Annotated in this window: 19 protein-coding genes; 15 read left to right on the forward strand and 4 right to left on the reverse strand. The window is 39.4% G+C overall.

Going from position 1 to position 22,411, the window contains the following annotated elements:
- Positions 1 to 478 precede the first annotated feature (478 nt).
- The 5 genes from J8L71_RS10040 (at position 479) to ihfA (ending at position 6,012) form a co-directional block, all read left to right on the forward strand.
- Positions 479 to 1,534, forward strand: coding sequence for a DUF2066 domain-containing protein (locus J8L71_RS10040; RefSeq protein WP_211000426.1), 1,056 nt, complete (start codon positions 479 to 481; stop codon positions 1,532 to 1,534).
- Complete coding sequence (hda, locus tag J8L71_RS10045) at positions 1,534 to 2,244, forward strand: DnaA regulatory inactivator Hda (RefSeq protein WP_211000427.1); 711 nt, start codon at positions 1,534 to 1,536, stop codon at positions 2,242 to 2,244. The genes J8L71_RS10040 and hda overlap by 1 nt, the downstream gene beginning before the upstream one ends.
- Before the next feature lie 82 nt (positions 2,245 to 2,326).
- Positions 2,327 to 3,307 carry a phenylalanine--tRNA ligase subunit alpha gene (gene pheS, locus J8L71_RS10050; protein ID WP_211000428.1) on the forward strand — a complete coding sequence of 327 codons (981 nt, stop codon included), beginning with the start codon at positions 2,327 to 2,329 and terminating at the stop codon, positions 3,305 to 3,307.
- 15 nt (positions 3,308 to 3,322) lie between these two features.
- Positions 3,323 to 5,710: a phenylalanine--tRNA ligase subunit beta gene (gene pheT / locus J8L71_RS10055; protein WP_211000429.1), complete on the forward strand. Its 2,388-nt coding sequence runs from the start codon at positions 3,323 to 3,325 to the stop codon at positions 5,708 to 5,710.
- A gap of 2 nt (positions 5,711 to 5,712) precedes the next feature.
- Positions 5,713 to 6,012: an integration host factor subunit alpha gene (gene ihfA / locus J8L71_RS10060; protein WP_002960690.1), complete on the forward strand. Its 300-nt coding sequence runs from the start codon at positions 5,713 to 5,715 to the stop codon at positions 6,010 to 6,012.
- A gap of 87 nt (positions 6,013 to 6,099) precedes the next feature.
- On the opposite strand, the gene J8L71_RS10065 is transcribed toward ihfA, so the two are convergent.
- Entirely contained in the window at positions 6,100 to 6,900 is an 801-nt protein-coding gene (locus tag J8L71_RS10065; protein WP_211000430.1) for a DUF2989 domain-containing protein, read from the reverse strand.
- A 175-nt stretch (positions 6,901 to 7,075) separates the two neighbouring features.
- Between J8L71_RS10065 and J8L71_RS10070 the strand changes: the two genes are divergently transcribed.
- The 10 genes from J8L71_RS10070 to ccoG all read left to right on the forward strand — a co-directional run bounded on the left by J8L71_RS10070 (position 7,076) and on the right by ccoG (position 20,050).
- Positions 7,076 to 8,518, forward strand: a complete 1,443-nt coding sequence (locus J8L71_RS10070; protein WP_211000431.1) for a glyceraldehyde-3-phosphate dehydrogenase — start codon at positions 7,076 to 7,078, stop codon at positions 8,516 to 8,518.
- A gap of 201 nt (positions 8,519 to 8,719) precedes the next feature.
- Entirely contained in the window at positions 8,720 to 9,847 is a 1,128-nt protein-coding gene (locus J8L71_RS10075; protein WP_211000432.1) for a M14-type cytosolic carboxypeptidase, read from the forward strand.
- Between the two features lie 197 nt (positions 9,848 to 10,044).
- Positions 10,045 to 11,673 (forward strand): AGCS family amino acid carrier protein, encoded by a 1,629-nt coding sequence (locus tag J8L71_RS10080; protein WP_211000554.1) that lies wholly within the window; start codon positions 10,045 to 10,047, stop codon positions 11,671 to 11,673.
- 59 nt (positions 11,674 to 11,732) lie between these two features.
- A complete protein-coding gene (locus tag J8L71_RS10085; protein ID WP_211000433.1) occupies positions 11,733 to 12,059 on the forward strand; it encodes a zinc-ribbon domain-containing protein in 327 nt (108 codons plus the stop codon).
- A gap of 1 nt (position 12,060) precedes the next feature.
- Positions 12,061 to 12,342, forward strand: coding sequence for a DUF1315 family protein (locus J8L71_RS10090; protein ID WP_211000434.1), 282 nt, complete (start codon positions 12,061 to 12,063; stop codon positions 12,340 to 12,342).
- The gene (locus tag J8L71_RS10095) at positions 12,332 to 15,013 is read left to right on the forward strand and encodes a DUF349 domain-containing protein (protein WP_211000435.1); all 2,682 of its coding nucleotides are present in this window, start codon (positions 12,332 to 12,334) and stop codon (positions 15,011 to 15,013) included. The genes J8L71_RS10090 and J8L71_RS10095 overlap by 11 nt, the downstream gene beginning before the upstream one ends.
- Before the next feature lie 96 nt (positions 15,014 to 15,109).
- Positions 15,110 to 15,667 (forward strand): DUF1439 domain-containing protein, encoded by a 558-nt coding sequence (locus J8L71_RS10100; protein WP_211000436.1) that lies wholly within the window; start codon positions 15,110 to 15,112, stop codon positions 15,665 to 15,667.
- A 60-nt stretch (positions 15,668 to 15,727) separates the two neighbouring features.
- Complete coding sequence (locus tag J8L71_RS10105; RefSeq protein ID WP_211000437.1) at positions 15,728 to 17,032, forward strand: AarF/ABC1/UbiB kinase family protein; 1,305 nt, start codon at positions 15,728 to 15,730, stop codon at positions 17,030 to 17,032.
- A gap of 72 nt (positions 17,033 to 17,104) precedes the next feature.
- Positions 17,105 to 18,523, forward strand: coding sequence for a sigma 54-interacting transcriptional regulator (locus tag J8L71_RS10110; protein ID WP_211000438.1), 1,419 nt, complete (start codon positions 17,105 to 17,107; stop codon positions 18,521 to 18,523).
- Positions 18,524 to 18,667: 144 nt separating this feature from the next.
- Positions 18,668 to 20,050, forward strand: coding sequence for a cytochrome c oxidase accessory protein CcoG (gene ccoG / locus J8L71_RS10115; RefSeq protein ID WP_211000439.1), 1,383 nt, complete (start codon positions 18,668 to 18,670; stop codon positions 20,048 to 20,050).
- 42 nt (positions 20,051 to 20,092) lie between these two features.
- Here ccoG and J8L71_RS10120 read toward each other — a convergent pair whose 3' ends face one another.
- The 3 genes from J8L71_RS10120 to J8L71_RS10130 form a co-directional block, all read right to left on the reverse strand.
- A complete protein-coding gene (locus J8L71_RS10120) occupies positions 20,093 to 20,503 on the reverse strand; it encodes a hypothetical protein (RefSeq protein WP_211000440.1) in 411 nt (136 codons plus the stop codon).
- Between the two features lie 73 nt (positions 20,504 to 20,576).
- Positions 20,577 to 21,491, reverse strand: a complete 915-nt coding sequence (locus J8L71_RS10125; protein ID WP_211000441.1) for a M14 family metallocarboxypeptidase — start codon at positions 21,489 to 21,491, stop codon at positions 20,577 to 20,579.
- A gap of 112 nt (positions 21,492 to 21,603) precedes the next feature.
- Positions 21,604 to 22,341: a hypothetical protein gene (locus tag J8L71_RS10130; RefSeq protein ID WP_211000442.1), complete on the reverse strand. Its 738-nt coding sequence runs from the start codon at positions 22,339 to 22,341 to the stop codon at positions 21,604 to 21,606.
- Positions 22,342 to 22,411: the final 70 nt, after the last annotated feature.

Here is a 22,411-nt window from a genome sequence, read left to right on the forward strand (position 1 = left end):
GCGAAGGCGAGCCCCGAGCAATGAGAGTATCCCATTTACTATGTGACTCTCCACCGCTGTGGCACCATGACATTCTGCTGCGTAGCGCACCGACTTCAAATTGTAGAAAGCTCGACTAGCAATAGTCGGGCTTTTTTACGTCTGCAGAAAAGTAAAATACGCACAGTTAATATACACTCGTCAAGCCTCTATCACGAAGGTCGGGCATAGTGACTCCCGACGACAAAATCAAAATTTCTCTGCCTGACAAGTATCGCTTTTGCTATATTATCCACTACCTGTGTGCATAACATCATCCAATTCCTTAATGTTGTGAACATGTCGAGATCAAATCAAAGAGCTTTTATAGTAAGCACAAAGGTATAGTTATTATTTATATATTTACTAATCAGATAGTGTTGGATAACAAATATAATTTTGCTTTGTTACTGGCTTTGATTTAGGATCAAAACAGTTTAAAACCAAGAACTAATAGCCTGTGTATAGATTATTAATTAGTGCCATATCATTTATATTTTGTTTTTCTGTATCGGCGGTTGAAGTAACTGATCTGTATCAAGATATATTAAACGTCGATGATAAAACCAGAGATACGCGTTTAAGTGCGAGCCGTAAGGCATTGCTTAATGTTTTAGTTAAAGTGAGCGGTGATGAAACTGCAGATCAAAATAAACTAGCGCAACAACGTACAAAAGATATCTCAGATTATATGCTCAAATTTGAGTATGACGAGCGAGCAAATGGTCAACTTAAATTAGTTGTTAAATTTGAAGCGCGTAAAATAAATGCGCTTATTAAAGAGCTCAATTTACCACTGTGGGGTGTTCAGCGACCACTCGTTGCTATTTGGTTAGGCATTGAAGACAATTGGCGCAGAGAATTAGTAACACAAGAAAGTTACCCGCAGTTAGAGCAGTTAATTTATGATAAAGCAGGACGCCGTGGCTTACCAGTTGTTGTGCCTTTGCTTGATTTACAAGACAGGCGCTTAGTAGGTGTACCTGAAGTTTGGGGGAATTTTTCTGAACCTGTTGAAGAAGCGTCTAAGCGTTACAGTGCAGAGCGAAGTATTACTGCAAGAATGTTTCAAGAACAAGACAGTGAAAATTGGATACTAGATTGGCGCTTTACTAACGACGATTTGTTCGAATCAAATAGATTAACAGGCGACAAGCAGCAAATTGTAGGGCAAATGATTGATACTCTCGCGCAAGGCCTTGCGAGCGAATATGCAATAGATCCTAATGCTTACTATCAGCAAGCTTCTGCAACACTTACTTTAAAAGAAACTAATAGCTTTGTTGATATCGAATTAGCAAAACGTAGACTACTTAGTTTAAGTGTAGTCACCGACGTGACTATTTTACGAAAAACTCCAGAGCTTGTTGAATTTAAGTTAAACCATACGGGCAGTGTAAACGATCTTAAAAAAGCACTTGGCCTAGATTCTGCTTTTAGAGATTACGTTGACCCACGTGCTTTTTATCATGTGGTTGATAAAAGTAGTTTAGAATATCAGTGGGTTGGCGAGTAATGCTAAACGCTGAGCCTATGCAAATGGCTTTACCGGTTACCTTACCGGATGATGAAACCTTTGCATCATATTTTGGTGGTGAGGACTCGTTAGAGGTTAACCATTTAAAGGACAGCTTTTTAAAGTTATCTAAAACGTTTCAGTACACCTATTTATGTGGTTTAGGTGATTCAGGTAAGTCTCACTTGTTATACGCAACCTGCGTTAAAGCACAAGAGCGCGGGCTATCCAATATGCTTTTATCAATGCGTGAAGTTATTGATTTTGGCCCGATGGTGCTCGATGGCTTAGAGGCTCTCGATGTATTATGTATAGACGACGTTCACTTAGTAGCTGGAAATGATCCATGGGAAAAAGCATTATTTAATTTTTATAATCGCTTTAACGAACCCGGGAAAATGCTCGTAGTTACCGCTGACTTACTTCCTGATATGCTCAATATTAGTCTTCCCGATTTAGAATCCCGGCTGAAGTGGGGCACTACATTTCAAATTCGTTCTATGAGCGATGATGACAAAGCCCAGGCACTTGTTAAGCGTGCGCATATGCGTGGATTGGAATTGAGCGATGAATGTGCACGGTTTTTACTAACGCGTTTAAGTCGTGATATGCGCGCTTTACTTGATGTATTAGACAAATTAGATCATGCATCTATGGCTGCACAGCGAAAATTAACAATTCCCTTTATAAAATCAACGTTAAAGCTGTAGTAGGTCTAGAATCTAGACCCTGCTTTCAGTTATCATTAGTCAATTAAATTGTAATCACCTTCTGTGAAAGATCAGGTATCGAATGAACTTAGAAAATATATTAGCGCAAGCACTTGAGGCGGTAGCCAGTGCCAGTGAAATCGCGCAACTAGAAGAGATCAGGGTTAACTACCTTGGTAAAAAAGGCGAAATCACTAGCTTACTTAAAACACTGGGTAAAATTGCTCCTGAAGAACGCAAAGAAGCAGGGCAGGTAATTAACCAAGCTAAGCAAGATGTCCAAGTAGCAATTAACGATAAGCGTGAGCTTTTAGCAAGTAAAGCATTAGAAGAAAAGCTAGCCGCTGAAACAATTGACGTTACTTTACCTGGGCGTGTAATGCCAACAGGTGGATTGCATCCGGTAACACGAACAATTGAACGTATTGAAAGCTTTTTCGGTGAGTTAGGTTTTGAGGTTAAATCAGGGCCTGAGATTGAAGATGACTTTCATAACTTTGATGCATTGAATATCCCAGAGCATCACCCTGCGCGTGCTGATCACGATACCTTTTATTTCAATCCTAAATTAGTACTGCGTACACAAACAAGTGGCGTGCAAATTCGTACTATGGAAACAGAACAGCCACCGCTGCGTATTATTTCACCAGGGCGTGTGTATCGTAACGATTATGACCAAACTCATACTCCTATGTTCCATCAGGTAGAAGGGTTAATGGTTGATACCGATGTAAGCTTTACTGAGCTTAAAGGTATTTTACATGACTTTTTACGTAACTTTTTTGAAGAAGATATGGAAATTCGTTTCCGTCCTTCATTTTTCCCATTTACAGAACCATCTGCTGAAGTGGATGTTATGGGTAAAGACGGTAAATGGTTAGAAGTACTAGGCTGTGGCATGGTTCACCCTAACGTTCTTAAGTCGGTGGGTATTGATCCAGAAAAATACACTGGTTTTGCATTTGGTATGGGCGTAGAGCGCTTAACTATGCTGCGCTACGGCGTAAACGACTTACGTGCATTTTTTGAAAATGACTTAAAATTCCTAAACCAGTTCCGTTAAGAGTGAAATAATAAAATGAAATTTAGTGAAAAGTGGTTAAGAGAGTGGGTAAATCCTGCTATTGATACGCAAGCTCTTTCGGAACAGCTTTCTATGGCTGGTCTTGAAGTTGATGGCGTTGAGCCAGCAGCAGCCAAATTTAATGGTGTGCTAGTAGGTGAAGTGGTTGAATGTGGTCAGCACCCTGATGCAGACAAACTTCGTGTTACTAAAATTAACGTAGGTGGCGATGAGCTGCTTGATATCGTTTGTGGTGCGCCAAACTGTCGTGAAGGCATCAAAGTCGCTGTTGCAACTGTAGGTGCTGTGTTACCTGGCGATTTTAAAATCAAAAAAGCAAAACTACGCGGTCAGCCGTCTCACGGTATGTTGTGTGCCTTTGTTGAGCTAGGTATTAGCGAAGAGGGCGATGGCATAATGGAATTGCCACTAGATGCACCGGTAGGCACTGATTTACGCGAATACTTAGGCCTTGATGACAACATTATTGATGTTGACTTAACACCAAACCGTGGTGATTGTTTAGGTATTAAAGGTCTTGCTCGTGAAGTAGGTGTTTTAAACAGTATTGATGTAAATGTATTAGCTATTCCAGCTGTTACTCCAACGATTGACGATAAAGTATCAATTGAACTTGTGAACGAAGATGCATGCCCTCGCTACCTTGGTCGCGTGATAAAGGGTATTAATCTTGATGCAGAAACACCACTTTGGATGGTTGAAAAGCTACGTCGTAGTGGTATACGTTCAATCGATCCGGTTGTTGATGTAACTAACTATGTATTACTAGAGCTTGGTCACCCAATGCATGCCTTTGATTTAAGTGCTATCGAAGGTGGAATTAAAGTACGTAGTGCAACCGCAGGTGAAGAGCTAGTACTACTTGATGGTAATACTGCTAAATTGAATGACTCTACACTTGTTATAGCCGATCATAACAAGGCACTTGCTATTGCCGGTATTTTCGGTGGAGAGCAATCAGGTGTTACTGCAAAAACAACAGACATACTACTTGAAAGTGCTTTTTTCAATCCGGTAGCAATTGCTGGTCAAGCACGTAGTTACGGCTTACATACTGATGCATCACATCGTTATGAGCGTGGTGTCGATTTTGCACTACAACATGATGCTATGCAGCGTGCCACTGCTTTGTTACTTGAGATAGTTGGCGGTCAAGCAGGTCCTGTAGTTGAAGCTGTTGCGGCAGGTAAATTACCAAAAGTGACTGAAGTACGCCTTCGCCGTGCCCGTTTAGACCGTGTTATTGGCCATCACATCGATGATGCTAAAGTAACCGATATTCTGACTCGCTTAGGCCTTGATGTTAAAGTAGAAAATGATAGCTGGAGTGCAGATGTACCGAGTTACCGTTTTGATATTCGCATCGAAGAAGATTTAATTGAAGAAGTTGCGCGTGTATACGGTTATAACAGTATTCCAAATGTTGCACCTACTGCAAAACTCAAAATGACAACGCACGACGAGTCAACAATTGCGCTGAGTAAGTTTCGTAACACGTTAGTTACGCGTGGTTACCAAGAAGCAATTACTTATAGCTTTGTCGATCCTAAAGCACAAACTATTTTACACCCAGATAGTAATGCGCTTGTATTACCGCATCCAATTTCAATTGAAATGTCGGCTATGCGTGTCAGCTTAATGCCTGGTTTATTGTCTTCAGTGGCCTATAACCAAAACCGCCAACAACCGCGTATTCGCTTATTTGAGCACGGTCTTAAATTTATTAGTGATGAAAGTGCTGAAAACGGTGTTTATCAGGTGCCAGTCCTTGGTGGGGTCATTACCGGTTTAGCACATGGTGAACATTGGGTTGAAGAAAAACGTAACGTTGATTTCTACGACTTAAAAGGTGATGTAGAAGCGTTACTTGCGATCACTAATGATGTTAGCCGTTTTGAAATTAAAGCAGAGCAGTCAGATGGACTTCACCCAGGCCAATCAGCAGTTATTTATGTTGATGGTAAAAAGGTTGGTTTTTTTGGTGCATTACACCCACAAGCGCAAAAGTCGTTAGATATCAATAACGCAACTTTTGTGTTTGAAATTGAAATGTCGGCAATCGAAAAAAGAAATTTACCAGAGGCAGTTGGCGTATCAAAATTTCCTTCAAATCGCCGCGACATCGCTATTTTAGTGGCCGACAGCGTTAAGTCTGGTGATATTTTAACCGCGATAGAAAAAGTTGGCGGAAATCAATTGGTTGACCTAAACTTATTCGATGTGTATAAGGGCAAAGGTATTGAGCCAAATTATAAGAGTTTGGCGATTGCTCTAACACTGCAAGCGGTTGATAGAACACTCGAAGAGAAAGACATCAATCTGGTAGTTGATAACGTGGTGGCCGAACTGGCTGATAAATTTAATGCATCGTTGAGGGACTAGATATGGCGCTTACTAAAGCCGACATAGCTGAACACCTATTTGAAAAACTGGGTATCAATAAAAAAGATGCCAAAGACTTAGTTGAAGCGTTTTTTGAAGAAATCCGCTCAGCGCTTGAAAAAGGTGAGCAAGTTAAGCTCTCCGGATTTGGTAATTTTGATCTTCGTGATAAAAAAGAAAGGCCAGGCCGTAACCCGAAAACAGGAGAAGATATTCCTATTTCGGCGCGTCGCGTGGTGACATTTCGACCAGGTCAAAAGCTTAAAACTCGCGTAGAGGTGGGTACAAGCAAGGCAAAATAAAAAAAGGCAGCGTAAGCTGCCTTTTATTTTTTAAGATTGCTAAGCATTTTAAATGCTGAGTTATTTTTGTCGTTGATTTTTAACTATCTAAAATTCTCTTGGTGAGACAAATTCACCATTTTGTATGTGCTCATATGTTTGTTGGGCAAGTGTATCTAAGCTTTCCAAACTTTTACCGTTACTCAGTAATTGATGCTCTATTGGTAATAAATCGATATTTTCAATGCCAGACATTTGCGCCACCTTCGAAAATATATATGCATGTTTAAATTTCTTATGCTTGTAAAATAGGCTAATAAGAGACGTATAAACCTCAGGGTTTGGTTCAATGCCTTCTTTGTTTAACTCCAGTGTTTTATAAAGCAAGTCTATCGTTTTTTCATCATCAAACTTCATATAGTAAGATGCTAGAAAAAATTGCATTTCGGCACTTTGGGTTACGCTTTTATCGTTCTCTAAAGTAAGTAATTTATTTAGCGCACCTTGGTCGTTATTTCGTGACCAATGGTAATAAAGTAGTCCTGGGTGGTTGGTTTTTTGAGTGTCTTGATATAAACGCGTTATCTCTTTGATACTGGTCAGTTGCCCTACAATGCGCGATGTTGTTTTAGATTTTAGCTTTTTATGCTCTATTTTTGCAGCTAACGTTATGCATTGATTATAAGACTCAAAACCTTTAAGTAATTGGTATTTGTTTTCATCTGTTGGTTTTTTATATTCAGTATAGCGTTTTAAAATAACTACCGAACGCTCATTTTTACAATGGCTGTCTTTATTTAGATCGCTACAAAATCCAGGCGTTTCTTTACAAACCTGAGCGAGTGTTAGTGGTTCATCACACCCTGTTAGCGCTAGCATTGTTAGTAACACGCTTGCTCTTAAAATCATCCCTTAACCCCAAGTGAATTTATACGTGACCATTCTAACGTAATCATTTGTGCTCTAACAGTAGAGAATAACTTAAGATTAACTTAGAATAGCCGTGCCTAAAGTGTATTACTCTCAAAATATAGTGCACTTTTGAAGGCTATCCGTTCAAAATGAAAAAATTTAGGTAAATAAAATGACCTCATCTCACGAGTTAGAATATACAAATAGTTGGCAAGAACGCCAAGATTACGCCGAAAGCATGCAACCTATCATTGGTAAGCTTTATCGTAACCGTGGCATAGAAATCGCTGTATATGGCCGTCCTCTCGTTAATGCCAGTACAATAGATATCATCAAGTCCCATAAAACTGTAGCACAGTTTGAAGGTACCAAGTTACGCTTACGTGAAAGCTTCCCGTTTTTAGAAGCGATTAGTAAAATGGAGCTAAATTCTGCCCGTATAGATATTGGTAAACTTGCTTATAGTTACTTGTATACTGATGCAGCTAATGGGCGTACGGTAGACGAGTTTGTAAAAGCTGAACTAGCAGAAATTGCGGATTTACCAGCTAAAGAGCCGCGTGATGTAGTACTTTATGGTTTTGGTCGAATAGGCCGCTTATTAGCACGTTTATTAATTGAAAAGTCAGGCCCATATGCCGATTTACGCTTACGTGCAATTGTTGTACGTGGTGGTAAAGATGGCGACCTAGAAAAGCGCGCTAGCTTATTACGTCGAGATTCAATCCATGGGCCTTTTAATGGTTCAATTACAATTGATAAAGAGCGTAATGCAATTAAAGCTAACGGTAGCTACATTCAAGTAATTTATGCTAACTCGCCAAGCGAAATTGACTACACAGCTTACGGTATCGAAAATGCGCTGATTGTTGATAACACAGGTATTTGGAAAGATGAAGCAGGCCTTGGTCAGCATCTAGAATGTAAAGGCGCTGCAAAAGTATTATTAACTGCACCGGCTAAAGGCAATATTAAAAACATCGTATATGGTGTAAATAACCAAGACATTTTACCTGCTGATAAAATTGTATGTGCAGCAAGTTGTACAACTAATGCCATTACGCCAACACTTAAAGCATTAAACGATAAGTTTGGTATTAATAACGGCCATGTAGAAACTGTGCACTCGTACACAAACGATCAAAACCTTATTGATAACTACCACAAAGCAGAGCGTCGCGGCCGTGCTGCAGCGCTTAACATGGTAATTACCGAAACAGGTGCAGCTAAAGCGGTTTCTAAAGCATTACCAGAACTTGAAGGTAAATTAACGGGTAACGCCATCCGTGTACCTACACCAAATGTATCGCTTGCTATTTTAAATCTTAATTTAGAAAAAGGGACATCGGTTGAAGAGCTTAACGCGTTTTTACGTGAAACAGCGCTTCACTCAGAACTTAGAGATCAAATTGACTATACTGCTTCTACAGAAATCGTATCTACTGATTTAGTAGGTAGCCGTTATGCAGGTGTTGTTGATTCACAAGCAACTATTGTTGAAGGCAACCGTGTAGTACTTTACGTTTGGTACGACAATGAATTTGGCTATAGCTGCCAGGTTGTTCGTTGTATGCGTGACATGGCAGAAGCTGCTTTCCCAAGCTTACCCCGCTAATTAAAGACTTCATAAACGAAGCCAGCTTATTTGCTGGCTTTTTTAGTCGCGTAATATTTTTTAAAGTGCACCCTGTGTGATAGGCTTTAATTATTGAGATGCATAATATGGTTAACTTCTAATTATGTATTTTGCTATTCATAAAATAGTTTTAGTTCTGCGTATTGAGCAGATAAATGTATTCTACCTTAAGGTTTTTTCATGAAAATCAGCAGCAATTTTGATAGTGGTAACATTAAAGTTATCGAAGCCACCGATCCTTTAAATATTCAATTAGAGATTAATAGCGATCACCAATCTGAGTTTTATCAGTGGTTTCACTTTCGTCTTGAAACAACGCCTTACCAATTGCATAAATTAAATATTAATAACCTTGAAAAGTCAGCATATCCAGATGGCTGGGATGGGTATCAAGCCGTTGCATCTTATGACCGTCAAACATGGTTTCGCGTGCCTTCTAATTACGAAAATGGCACGCTTACATTTGAGCTAGAGCCAGAAAGCGGCAGTGTTTACTTTGCGTATTTCGCGCCTTACAGCTATGAACGTCATTTAGATTTACTATCGTGGGCGCAAAGCGAAGAGCTCTGTCATTTACAAACCCTTGGCGAAACACTTGATGGTCGCGATATGAGCGTACTTAAAATTGGCCAACCAAGCGAAGATAAAAAAATAATCTGGATCACAGCACGCCAACACCCAGGTGAAACTATGGCAGAGTGGTTTGTTGAAGGCTTGTTGCATAAATTACTTGATGATGAAGACCCGCATGCAGCAGCGCTTTTATCTAAAGCGGTTTTTTACATCGTGCCAAACATGAATCCAGATGGCAGCGTACGTGGGCACCTTCGTACTAATGCTAAAGGCGTTAACTTAAATCGTGAATGGCAAACACCTAGCATGGAAAATAGCCCTGAGGTTTACTTAGTGCTTAATAAAATGCGCGAAACAGGCCTAGACATGCACCTAGATATACACGGTGATGAAGCAATTCCGTATAACTTTGTTGCAGGTAGTGAGGGTATCCCAAGTTACGATGATCGTTTGAAGGATTTAGAAGATAGCTTTAAAGCGGCGCTTTTAACTATTACTCCAGAATTTCAGGACGAGCACGGCTATGACAAAGATGAACCCGGTAAGGCAAATTTAACTGTTGGCTCATCAGCCACAGCAGAAGAGTTTAAAGCACTTACTTATACCATTGAGATGCCGTTTAAAGACAATAACGACCTACCAGACCCAGATTATGGCTGGTCTGACCGTCGTTCGTATCAATTTGGTCAAGATACTTTAGCGGCAATCGTAAATGTCGTTGATAAACTGAGATAAATTAGTATAAGGTAAGGGCAACAATAAAATGTTGCCCTTTTTTATTACAAAATTTACAAATAATAAAAATTAGCAATAACAGCGTTATCGTATTATTTGGCTAAAACTGAGTAATACACAATCAACAGTCTCAATTAAAATAATAAGAGGAATTCAGCGTGGATGTATTTGGACAATTTTTAGATAGTCTCGATGGTATGTTAGGGGGGGCCGTATGGTTTCCTTACATACTATTAGGGGTTGGTTTATTTTTTACTGTTTATTTAAAGTTCCCACAAATTCGTTATTTCAAACATGCGTGTAAAGTTGTTACCGGTAAGTTTGATAAAAAAGGCACCGAGGGTGATACAACACATTTTCAAGCTCTTGCTACTGCGCTCTCTGGTACTGTGGGCACAGGTAACATTGGTGGTGTAGCACTTGCAATTTCTATCGGTGGTCCAGCAGCTCTATTTTGGATGTGGATGACCGCTTTTTTTGGTATGACAACCAAATTTGTAGAGGTAACGCTTTCACACAAATACCGCGAAAAAACAGAAGACGGCACCATGTCGGGTGGCCCTATGTATTACATGGACAAGCGCTTAAACATGAAATGGCTTGCCATTTTATTTGCAGTTGCAACGGTAATTAGCTCATTCGGTACAGGCAGCTTGCCACAAATTAATAATATAGCCCAAGGCATGGAAGCTACATTTGGTTTTGCACCAATGGCAACGGGTGCTGTCTTATCTATTTTATTAGCACTTGTTATTTTGGGTGGTATTAAGCGTATTGCAGCTATTACCTCACGCGTAGTACCGCTAATGGCCGCGGTTTACATTATTGGTGCACTTGCCGTTATTTTTTACAATATCGAAAATATCGGTCCTTCTTTTGCGTCAATCTTTATGGATGCCTTTACTGGTTCTGCAGCAGCTGGCGGCTTTTTGGGGGCATCGTTCGCTTACGCATTTAATAAAGGTGTAAACCGAGGTTTGTTTTCAAATGAGGCAGGTCAGGGTTCTGCGCCAATTGCCCATGCATCAGCAAAAGCAGATGAACCGGTATCAGAAGGCATAGTATCTATACTAGAACCGTTTATTGATACCATTATTATTTGTACACTTACAGGCCTAGTTATTTTGTCTTCAGGTGTGTGGAATGAAAAATTTGAAACACACTTTGAACGCTCTTCGATGAGCATCATTAAAGGTGACTACTCTGAAACAAACGAAGCGCAGCGTGCTGAGTTATATAACTACCTAAACAATAACGATAGTAACATTGAGTTATTTACAGGTAATATTGAAGTGGTAAATGGAGTTTCAACCACAACAGGCTATACCGTTATTAACTCGCGTTCAATTGCTGAAGATGTTCGTTTTGGTTTAACAGAAAAGCATAAGTATACCGGTATAGTTGAAGTGACAAATGGTATGCCAACTGACGACAGTATTAGCTTAGTCGGTAAATCGTTAGTGCATTCAGCAGAACTTACCACTAAAGCATTTACTCGAGGCTACTTTGGCGAAAGCGGGCAATACATTGTATCTATTGGTTTGTTGTTATTTGCATTTTCGACCGCTATTGCGTGGTCGTACTACGGTGATCGTGCGATGATTTATTTACTCGGCCATCGCTCAGTAATGCCGTACCGTGTATTTTATGTTGCCGCGTTCTTTTGGGCTTCGTTTGCCGATACCACTTTAGTATGGAAATTAGCAGCTGTGGCCATTGTCGTTATGACACTCCCTAACTTATTCGGCATTATGTTGTTACGTAAAGAAATGAAACAGTCAGTAGATGACTACTGGGTAAAATTCAAAAAAGACAACGAGAAATAAAACACGTACAATAAAAGGCGCCGCAAGGCGCTTTTTTTATGCGTAGTATGGAGAGATGTATGGCGATTACTCGTTGCCCCAAATGTGCAAAATCAATTTCAGACAAACATAAGCAGTGTCCGCATTGCGGTAGTAGTATTTCAGAGCTTAACGACGAGCAAGTTTTGCAGCTGCAACGTGAGCAGCGAATTAAAAAACGCCAGATGTTTATGAATCACTCTTTTTTGGCGCTAATCTTATTTTTAGGTGGTTTTTTCTGCTTGTACTTTTTACAACCGCAAGAAGAAACTCTTGAGTGGTACGCCTACACAATAGCAATTGGAGTAGGGTGTATTTGGTATCTTATCAATCGAATTATTTTAGTATCTCTAAAAAAGAAAAAATGACATGAATATCGACAATCTAGTACAAAACATTACGCCCGAATTATTTGAACGCTTACAGTACGGTGCTGCAACAGGAAAATGGCCTGATGGCACTGTTTTATCACAAGAGCAAAAGCAGCAAACTGTGCAGTTAGTTATGTTGTACCAAGCGAAAGTGGCTCAATCAAACGAGCAATTTACTATTGGCGCAAATGGCGAAATGATCCAAAAAACAAAAGCACAACTACAAAAAGAATTTAAATCAGACAACGAAATAGCTAGGTTTAGTGAACATGATCTTTAAGCACCTTTTTACACCAAAATGGAAACACCCGAAGCAGCAAGTTCGTCTAGATGCAATTGAAAACCTAGATGTGCAGCGCGATGCTACAATTTTAAATACATTAGCCCTTGAAGATAATTCGGCCGAAATTCGTCGTAAAGCGCTTCAAAAAATGAACGATTTAGCACTGTGGTGGAAAGCATATAAACAAGATCAAGCGTTAAAAGATGTTGCAGAACAACAAATATCAAATGCAGTACTAAGCGACGAAAGCGCACTTTCGTCACATATTAAAAGTGAATACATTGAGCGTTTTGCGCCGGTTAAAACACTTGAAAAACTAGCATTTGCTGAAAAAGAGCTTCAAGTACGGGTTAAACTTTTAAAGCGTTTGGCTAACCCTAAACTTATCGAAAAAGCATTCAAAGAAGGTAGTGAAGAGTTACAAGTTCATTTAGTCGAGCTTGTTATAACGCATCAGCTTACTAAGCCTTTATTAAAACACGCTAAAGGTAGTGCTAAGCAAAGCTTAGAAACACATATAGAAAATGAACGTTTGGCAATAGAAATGCCAGCGCAAGTAGAGGCTTCTACACGTGTAATTTTAGCGAAGTTAAATGCACTTCGTGATAAAACAGACTATGCAATAGTGAATCCTCAAGCGAGTGATTTAATGGCGCAGTGGCAAGCTTTAGAGCTTAAATGGTTAAGTGCAGATCACGTCAAAACACTTGATGCTAAGTACATCAGTATTACCGACAAGCTTGATGCACATATTGCAGTACTAAAAGAGCAACATGATAAAGAGCAAGAAAAACTGGCTTTACAACAACGTCAGTTACTCGCGCTTGCAACGCTTGAAGCAATAAGTGAAGAAATAGAAAATGCATTACAGTTAGGGCTGGAAACGCCAGAGCAAATTCAACAAGATTGGTTAGATGCAAAAGTAGCTCAAGCTAAGCAATCGCTAAGCGATTCACAACTTGCTAATGATGCGCAGTCTAAACAAGTAATTAATAAGCTAGAAAAATTATTTACTCAAGTTGCTAAGTTACCAGAGCTTACAAATGCAATTAAAGAGTATAAATTAGCCTATGCGGTACTGTGTGACATACAGCCGGCTGAGCAATTAAGTGATTACGATGACTCTTTAAATGCCTTTAATAGTGCGTTTAAAGCTGCACGTAATCATTTAAATGCACTTGATGGTTCACTTGCACAAAGCTTTAAAACACAGCTAAATGCAAATAAAAAGCAATTTTTAGCTGCTATGAGTGAATTAACTAAGCCACTTGAAAAAAATCAAAGCCAAGCTAAACGTAAAGCACGTGATGTAAAACGCCTAATTGAAGAAGGCCGTTTTAATGTCGCTTTTGGTGTGTTTAAAGGCTTTGAAGAGCTATTTAATACACTCACTGCGCATTATCAACAGCCATTAGTAAATATTAAAGCAGAACTTGAAGCGCAACTTGCAGATGCTAAAGACTGGCAAAAATACGCAGCAGCGCCAAAGCGTGAAGCGCTACTTGAAGAAGTAACTGCTTTAGTTGGTGAAGAGTGTACCGATCCGCAGCAACGCGCAGATTTAGTAAAAACACTGCGTAAACGTTGGAATGAGTTAGGACGCCTTGATACTGAGCAAGAAAAGCAGCAAGGCGAGCAGTTTGATGAAAAAATTGAGGAGCTATTTGCACCGTGTCGTAGCTACTTTGCAGAGCAAGAAGTAGCGAGAGAAGCCGCTAAAACTCAACGTGAAACTATAATCGCTGATATGAGCGCTTTACTGGCTGCGCCTTCGGCTGACGATGGCTTTGACTGGAAGCAATATGAGAGCCAATACAATCGCTTAAATAAAGCATGGCGCAATGTAGGTAAAGTTGACCCTAAAACATACCGCGTATTAAACGAACGTTACAAAAAAGAGCAACAGCAAGTACTTGCAACACTTAATGCATTTCATAAAGCAAATGCAGATCAAAAAAATGAACTCGTTGAAAAAGCGCAGCAACTATCACAAAGCGATGACCTTGCAAGTGCATGCCAAGAACTAAAACAGCTTCAACAGCAATGGCAAACAATAGGCTTTGCAGGTTTAAAAGCTGAAAACGCATTGTGGCAAAAGTTTCGCCAATTTAATGATGAAACCTTTACTAAACGTAGCAGCGAATTTGAAGAGCAAAAACTTGCTCAAAGCGAAAGCGATAAACAAGCTGCAGTTGAACTGACCGAACTTGAAGATGCACTTGATAATGTGAATCAAAAAGCGCAATTGCATGATCTAGAAACTAAAGTGAAAGGTTACGCTCAATACAAATCACTCACAGGTAAAGTAAACAGCCTACTTGAAGCGATAGAGCACAAGTTAGCATTGCTTCATAGCCAAGCAGAACAAGCTAATTTAGATGCACTATTTAGCGCCATTGAAAATAACGATGTATTGCCAAGCCAATACCAAACATCGTTAATAACATCACTGAGCCGTGAGCAATTACTTACTAGAATGGAAATTTTAGCCAACGTGAGCTCAGAAAATGCATCGCTTAGAATGGCTGAACAAGTTGCAATGCTAGATGATAAACACCGTGGTGAACATGCTGATTTAAACTATTATTTAAAGCAGTTGTTAGCGCTCAGTAAGGGTTCAGTTGAGCCTGAGACACTAGCTAAAATTAAAACAATTTTTACAGCATAATAATGTAATACACCTGTACTAAATACAGGTAATGCATTGTAAAAGCCGCTGTTAAAGCGGCTTTTTTATAATTAAAATTTTATATAAGGGATCCTCATGAGAGTATTACTACTGATTGCAACAACACTATTTTTAACGGCATGTAACACAACCCAAGGTGTATCTGTTTACTCGTTTACTAACTCAGAAGTTGAAACCGTATTAGGTAAGCAATTACCAAAGCTAAGCGAAAAAGTGAGCTTGATGGGATTGCCTGTTCAGTTTGATGTAAACGATTTAAGTGTCAACATTGGCCCAGACAACCGCGATGTAGTTGTACTAGGTGCTGACTCAAGCGCTGAAATTAACGCTTTTGCGCTTAAATACCCGGTACGTTTACAGCTGCAAATAGAAGGTAGCCCGTTTTACGATAGTGAGAAAAAAGCGGTTTTTTTACGTAATGTAAAGCTACTTGATTCAAGCGTAGACGCCGGTGGCTTTAAAGGTAATTTAGCTGCGCTTGACAGCCAAGCTATGGAAGTAATTAACGCTTTTTTAGCGGTTAACCCTGTTTATACGTTAAATATGGACGACCCTAAAATAATGCTACTGAGTAAACTACCCCTTGATATGAAAGTGGCTGAGGGTGCAATTAAATTAGTACCTCGCCTTTAAGTAGATCTAGCGCGGCGGCATTTACGTATTTATAAAACTTATTTTATTAGGTTTTAAATTATGGCCGCACCGCGCAGCATTCCTACCTCACGACTCTCTCGATTTACAAAGCTAGGTTCTTTAGCCAGTGGCGTTGCTGCCAATATGCTAATAGAGGGTACTAAAAGTGCTTTAAGTGGCAATGGCTGGGATAATAAAAGCTTACTGCTACAGCCTAAAAATATTGAAAAACTAGCCACCCAGCTTGCACATCTTAGAGGGGCGGCAATGAAGCTTGGCCAATTACTCTCAATGGATGCTGGTGAGCTACTAAGCCCTGAGCTTACGAAGCTATTAGCACTACTTCGATCAGATGCTAACCCTATGCCTCATAAACAATTAATTGCAGTGTTAAAACAGCAGTGGGGAGATAATTGGCTTGAGAGGTTTTCACATATTGAGTTAAGGCCTTTTGCTGCAGCCTCTATTGGACAGGTGCATTTAGCGTATCAAGAAAATGGTGAAAAACTGGCAATCAAAATTCAGTACCCGGGTATCGCAAAAAGTGTAGAAAGTGACGTTGATAACGTTATATCGCTTTTAAATATAGCTCGCCTAATTCCTAAAGATTTGGATATAAAGCCGTTGGTAAGTGAGGCTAAAGCACAATTACTCGCTGAGGCTGATTATGCTTTAGAGGCACAATTTATTACAAAGTATCACTATCTTTTAGCTGAAGACAAACGCTTTATCGTTCCTAAAGCATACACCGAGCACAATACTAAACAAATTTTGGCAATGCAGTATGTAAAAGCCTCACCTATCGAAACACTCAATGATTTAGCACAAAATGAGCAAAATCAGGTGGCTGCGGCACTTATTGATTTATTTTTTAAAGAAATGTTTGAGTTTAAGCTTATTCAAACTGATCCAAACTCTGCCAATTTTCATTACCAACGCGAGAGTAAAAAAATAGTGCTATTTGATTTTGGCGCCACGCGAGAAATATCCATGCAATTGAGTCAAGCTTACCTATCTTTGTTTAAAGCAGGGAGTGAAAACAACAGAGCGGGGGTGTTAGCCGCTGCAACTCAAATAGGTTACTTTAAAGATGATATTGTAGATAGTTATAAAAATCATGTAATTGACTTGTTTTTAATGGCGTGTGAGCCGTTAAGAGTCGATGGTGATTTTGACTTTAAAAACAGCACGTTGGCTAACAATATTAAAAATGCAGGGCTTGAGCTGAGCGCTCAATCGCAGCAATGGCACACCCCACCTGTCGATGCGCTTTTTATTCATCGTAAATTAGCTGGGCTTTACTTAATTGCAGCCAAGTTAAATGCAAAAATAAATATTACAGCGTTATTTAAGCCTTATATTTAATTGCTTACTATTTAACTGAACAACACACTGGTTTATGGCATAATGCTCGCGATATTTCGCGAGGTGATTGCAGTGATAAAACAATTTTTAAACGACCCTAAACTATTACTTAATGCGGTAGGTGAGGGGATTTATGGTTTTGACTTATCCGGCAATGCTGTATTTGTAAACCCTGCAGCTGAGCGCATGACCGGCTGGAAAGCCGATGAATTGCTTGGTAAAAAAATACACCAATACCATCACCATAGCCACGCAGACGGCACACCTTATCCTGCAGACGAGTGCCAAATATATTGCACTATGTTTGATGGCAAACGTCGCGAAATCAAAAATGAAGTATTTTGGCGAAAAGACGGCAGCTCATTTGCTGTAGAGTACACGTCAACGCCTGTTTATCGCAATGATGAGCTGATAGGTGCTGTAGCGGTATTTCGCGATATATCAGCGCAGCAGCGTACACAAAACGAGTTACATAATGCACTTGCACAAGTTAAACATTTAAGCGAGCAGCTTAAAGATGAAAACAGTTATTTAATAGCTGAGCTTAATGAAGACTGGCAAGACTCTGGTTTAGTTGGGCAAAGCCATATTTTTCAAACTATGCTTGAGCAAATAAGGCTAGTAAGCGAGACCGACAGTACCGTATTAATACTTGGCGAAAATGGCACAGGCAAAGAACTAGTCGCACGTAACTTGCACCGTTTAAGTAAGCGTAACAATCAAGCTTTTATAAAAGTAAATTGTGCTGCGTTTACGCCTAGCTTATTAGAGTCAGAGCTATTTGGGCACGAAAAGGGGGCTTTTACAGGCGCTAGTGAGCGGCGCAAAGGCCGCTTTGAACTAGCTGATAAAGGCACATTATTTTTAGACGAAATTGCAGAGCTGCCATTAGAAGCGCAGAGTAAATTGTTAAGAGTGTTACAAGAGCAAGAGTTTGAGCGCGTTGGCGGCAGCACAACACTTAAAGTAAACATTAGGGTAATAGCGGCAACTAACCGTGATTTATGGCAAATGGTGCAAAAGGGCAGTTTTAGAATCGATTTATATTACCGGCTCAATGTATTTCCTATTACGGTACCTGCGCTTAAAGACCGAAAAGAAGACATTCCATATTTATGCACAAATTTAATCACTCAGCTTAACAAGCGCCTTGGAAAACAATTAAGTGGTTTGAGCAAAAAGGCAATTAGCCAATTACAAGCATATGACTGGCCAGGTAATATTCGCGAGTTACAAAATGTACTTGAACGCGAAGCTATTTTATCTAAACACCAGGTACTTAAGTTAACTCAGCCGTTAACGCTAAAAGATCAGCACCCAATCAATCCCGCCCTTACCCTCGATGAGGCACAAAAACAACATATTATAAGTGTACTTGATCTATCGCATTGGCAAATATCGGGCGATAAAGGCGCTGCTGCTAAGCTGGGCTTGCCAGAGAGCACCCTAAGATCAAAAATGCGTAAGCTAGGAATTAATAAAAATTCGTGATATATCGCGAGTTTCGTTTTATTTCGCGAAGGTGTTTTTTATTTGTTTTTAATAATTGTTTAATATCAATGGTTTAATTTAACTTTCAGGGTGGTCTGAAAGTTGCAGAAGCTTACTTAATACCGTCACTATTAAGTAAGTACTATGAAGTTTGATATTAAAGAAGAAGACATGATCATCAAGCCCTATAAAACAGAAGGGCCTATTTATATTCGTCAGCAAAAAGGTTTTTTTCAGCGAATACGCCGTAATCTAGGTTGGTTGCTTATGCTCACATTTGTAGCTATTCCTTGGTTGCAATATAAAGGTCAGCAAGCTGTTTTGCTTGATGTAGCAACTCAAAAATTTACAATCTTTGGCTTAACCTTACTTCCGCAAGACTTTATGATTTTAGCCCTGCTATTTATGGTGGGCGCCTTTGCGTTGTTTTTTGTAACTAACTGGTTGGGGCGAGTTTGGTGTGGTTATACTTGTCCGCAAACTATTTGGATGCTGATATTTTCTTGGGTTGAGCAGCGTATAGAGGGCACTCGCAATCAACGTATCAAGCTAGATAAATCAAAATGGACATTGAACACTTGGCGTAAAAAAATCACTAAGCATAGTGCATGGATTGTAATATCGGTGCTAACTGCTACCTCATTTATGGCTTATTTTATACCCGCTAAAAGTTTATATATGGAAATGTTCACTTTTGAGTGGTCAGGCATTACTAGCTTTTGGGTATTTTTATTTGCATTGTGTACTTACGGAAATGCCGGGCTTTTACGTGAAAAAATGTGCACCGTTGCTTGCCCGTATTCTCGTTTTCAATCGGTTATGTTCGATAAAGACACTTTAGTGGTTACTTACAATAGCGCACGAGGCGAAAACCGTGGACCGCGTAAACGCAAAGCCGATCCTAAAGCGCTTAATTTAGGTGATTGTGTAGACTGTAATTTATGTGTAGAGGTGTGCCCTGCAGGTATAGATATACGCAATGGTTTACAGTATGAGTGCATAAACTGTGGTTTATGTATTGATGCCTGCGACGACACAATGGATAAGTTTGGCTATCAAAAAGGATTAATTAAATACGCTAGCGAAAAGCAAATGGGAGGCAAAAAAACCAATCCATTCAGATTAAAGCTACTTGGCTATGGTGCATTAACTGCTTTATTGGTTATCACCATGTTTGCATGGATGTTACAGCGCACGCCTATTGAGGCGTCAGTACTTCGCGATAGAAATGCGCTTTACAGAGTGAACTACGAAGGCTTGGTAGAAAACCCTTATACGCTAACTATTATTAATAAAACGCAGCAGCCTATGCATTACAGCATTGCTATTGAAGGATTGGCAGGCGCGACACTTACAAGCCCTAAGTCAACACTTGTACAACCAGGTGTAATGAAGAGCGTACCGGTTACCGTTACCGCCGATAGCTACGACATTGAGCGAAAAGTAACTAAACTTAAATTTATAGTAACAGCGCAAGAAGATGCCAGCATCACTATAACCAAAGATAGCCAATTTTATAAAAATTAGTACAGTATAAGAGCAGCATATAAACAGTGACTTGAGCCTTACTTAGCTCAAGTCATGGTTTAATTCATTTAAGATAAATTGCTTTGCCGACTCTAGATTATCAAAAAGACAATCTTTAAACGAAACATCTCTTTTGGCGTTTTGCATTATTCGTTGCATTTGGCTTATAGCAATAGGTGATGTAAGCACAAACGCGCTAATTAAACAGTTGTTTTGCTGCATGCTATGGCTGATTGCTACCATTTCTTGTTCGGCCTGTGGGGTTGCAGCAATAACGTTTGAGGAGTCACTTATATAACCCCATTGTTCGCCTTTAAATGATTGAATAGTTTCAAAAAGTGCAGCTTTAAAATTACTTAGAAGCTCAAGTTCTAGATTTCCGCTGAATTGCGCAATAACTATATTATCTTCAAGCGATAAATTAACGTGTCCATTTTTATTTTTATATTCCATTAATACTTCCTAAATTAGCTTTTTATTTAAATTTAGTTTAGCAGCCAAAACGGTACAAGCAGCTGCTAACTTATTAAAGTGTTTTAATAAAGTTAAGTGCGCTTTTAATAACCGCTACCTGCGCTAATATACATTCTTCATCTGTTGCAGTTGGGCTATCTGGGTATACCTCTGTTGTAGTTACATAGAGGGCGTCTGTAAAGCCCATACATAAACCTAAATCGCGAGCCGCATAGTTAATAACGCCAAATTGCTCTTGGGGTACGCCAATAAGCTGATTATTTTCATCGCTTGGCGCGATATGAGTAACCTTTGCTACCTCTTCGATAATTATTTTTTGAAATTCAGGCTCAGGTTTATTGGTATCGGCCACTAAATAAAAACCATCAGGTATGTTCCAATTAGTGTTTGTAGTGCCTTCTCGTGCTGCAAGTGCAGGTCTAAATTCGCTGTTATCACTGTCAGTAGTCTCATGAAGGTCAATATGCGCTGTAAGCTCTAAATCAAGAGACTTAACATACGCCATAATCGCAGCCGATTCTGGCGCTGGGCTATTTTCATAAAACGAGCGGTTAGGATCAATGGCCGCAGGGTTCCAGCGGTTAATTGTTTCGTATCCCCAAGGGCTAATGCATGGGGCAATAACAATGTTAAAGTGATCTGTATAATTTAAAGCAGTGGTTTTAGCAAACCTAAGTGCGCCATGTACGCCACTGGTTTCGTAGCCGTGCACACCACCAGTGATTAAAATAGTCGGTTTGTTTTTATCTAACTGAGGTGTTTTTAGCACATATAAAGGGTAGGTACCCGCAGCGTAATTAAGCTCGCCGTATTGCTCAACAGTTAATAAATTTTTTAGCTCGTTAATTAAAGACACAACGTCATTTTGGTAGCTGCGTTTAATGCTTTGGCTTTTTAACCACTGGTCTTTATCGTTGTTATTCCATTTAATGCCAGGTGTGCCAATAGGGTAGGTGCTATGAGTCATAATTAACCTTTATGTAGTACTAATGCATTTGCTTTTTATAAAAAAGGGCAGTGCAATGAGTAAAATTACTTAATAAAGGCATAGCTTAACGCTGAGTAAAATAGCGTGCAAATTAAAACGTTAAAGTCATGTTTTTAATAGCACGAGACTGCTGGGCTTTAATGTAGCTTTGATCTGTAAACTCATCAGCAATATTACCAAAGCGCTCTCGTATTACGCTAAGCGTTAAATTACATGGCTTACTTTTATCTATCTGTATGTTTTTAAACATATCAAGATTTTCAAGGGGGATTTCAAGGTGTGACGAAGAAAGCTCTAAGGTGCCAGATTGAATAAGCGAGTCGTTACTTAACGTTATACAGCGACTAGTTAGCTCTACATAGCTTGTACTATTAGGATCTGTTCCATCAAGCTGTAAAGTTAACGTACTATCAATCTTAAATGGTTGCTCATTACTTGGCGTTAAAATAATAAAGTTTAGTGGAAGTTCTACGTTTGAGCTTGCACTTATGCCATTACTACGCCCAAATATTATATTAAATAGTTGATTATCGTCAGTTGTGTTTATATAAGCTTGGTAGTCATCATCTAAAAATTCGGTATCTTTTTTAAGTGTTACAACGCTACTATTGAAAGCGGCTTGTAGCGTATCAGAGTCAGTTAATGTAACGTTAGAGCCAGTAATATCATTAACGTTTAGCTCGGCATTAATACGCGTTTTACTGCCATCAGACACCAAGTTAAATCCAGCCCAAATTTCTTTTGTTTCTACTAGGTCTGATTCAGTTTCTGAATTACAGGCACATAAAGCTAAAATGAGTGCTGCAGACATAACGCATTTTTTAAACATAATTAGCTCCTTTAATAGTATTAGCTTTAAACGTAACAATAGGTTAATTAGCTGTAATTTAATTGTGAGT

The organism is Pseudoalteromonas sp. MMG007, from assembly GCF_018100985.1.
Lineage (GTDB): Bacteria > Pseudomonadota > Gammaproteobacteria > Enterobacterales > Alteromonadaceae > Pseudoalteromonas.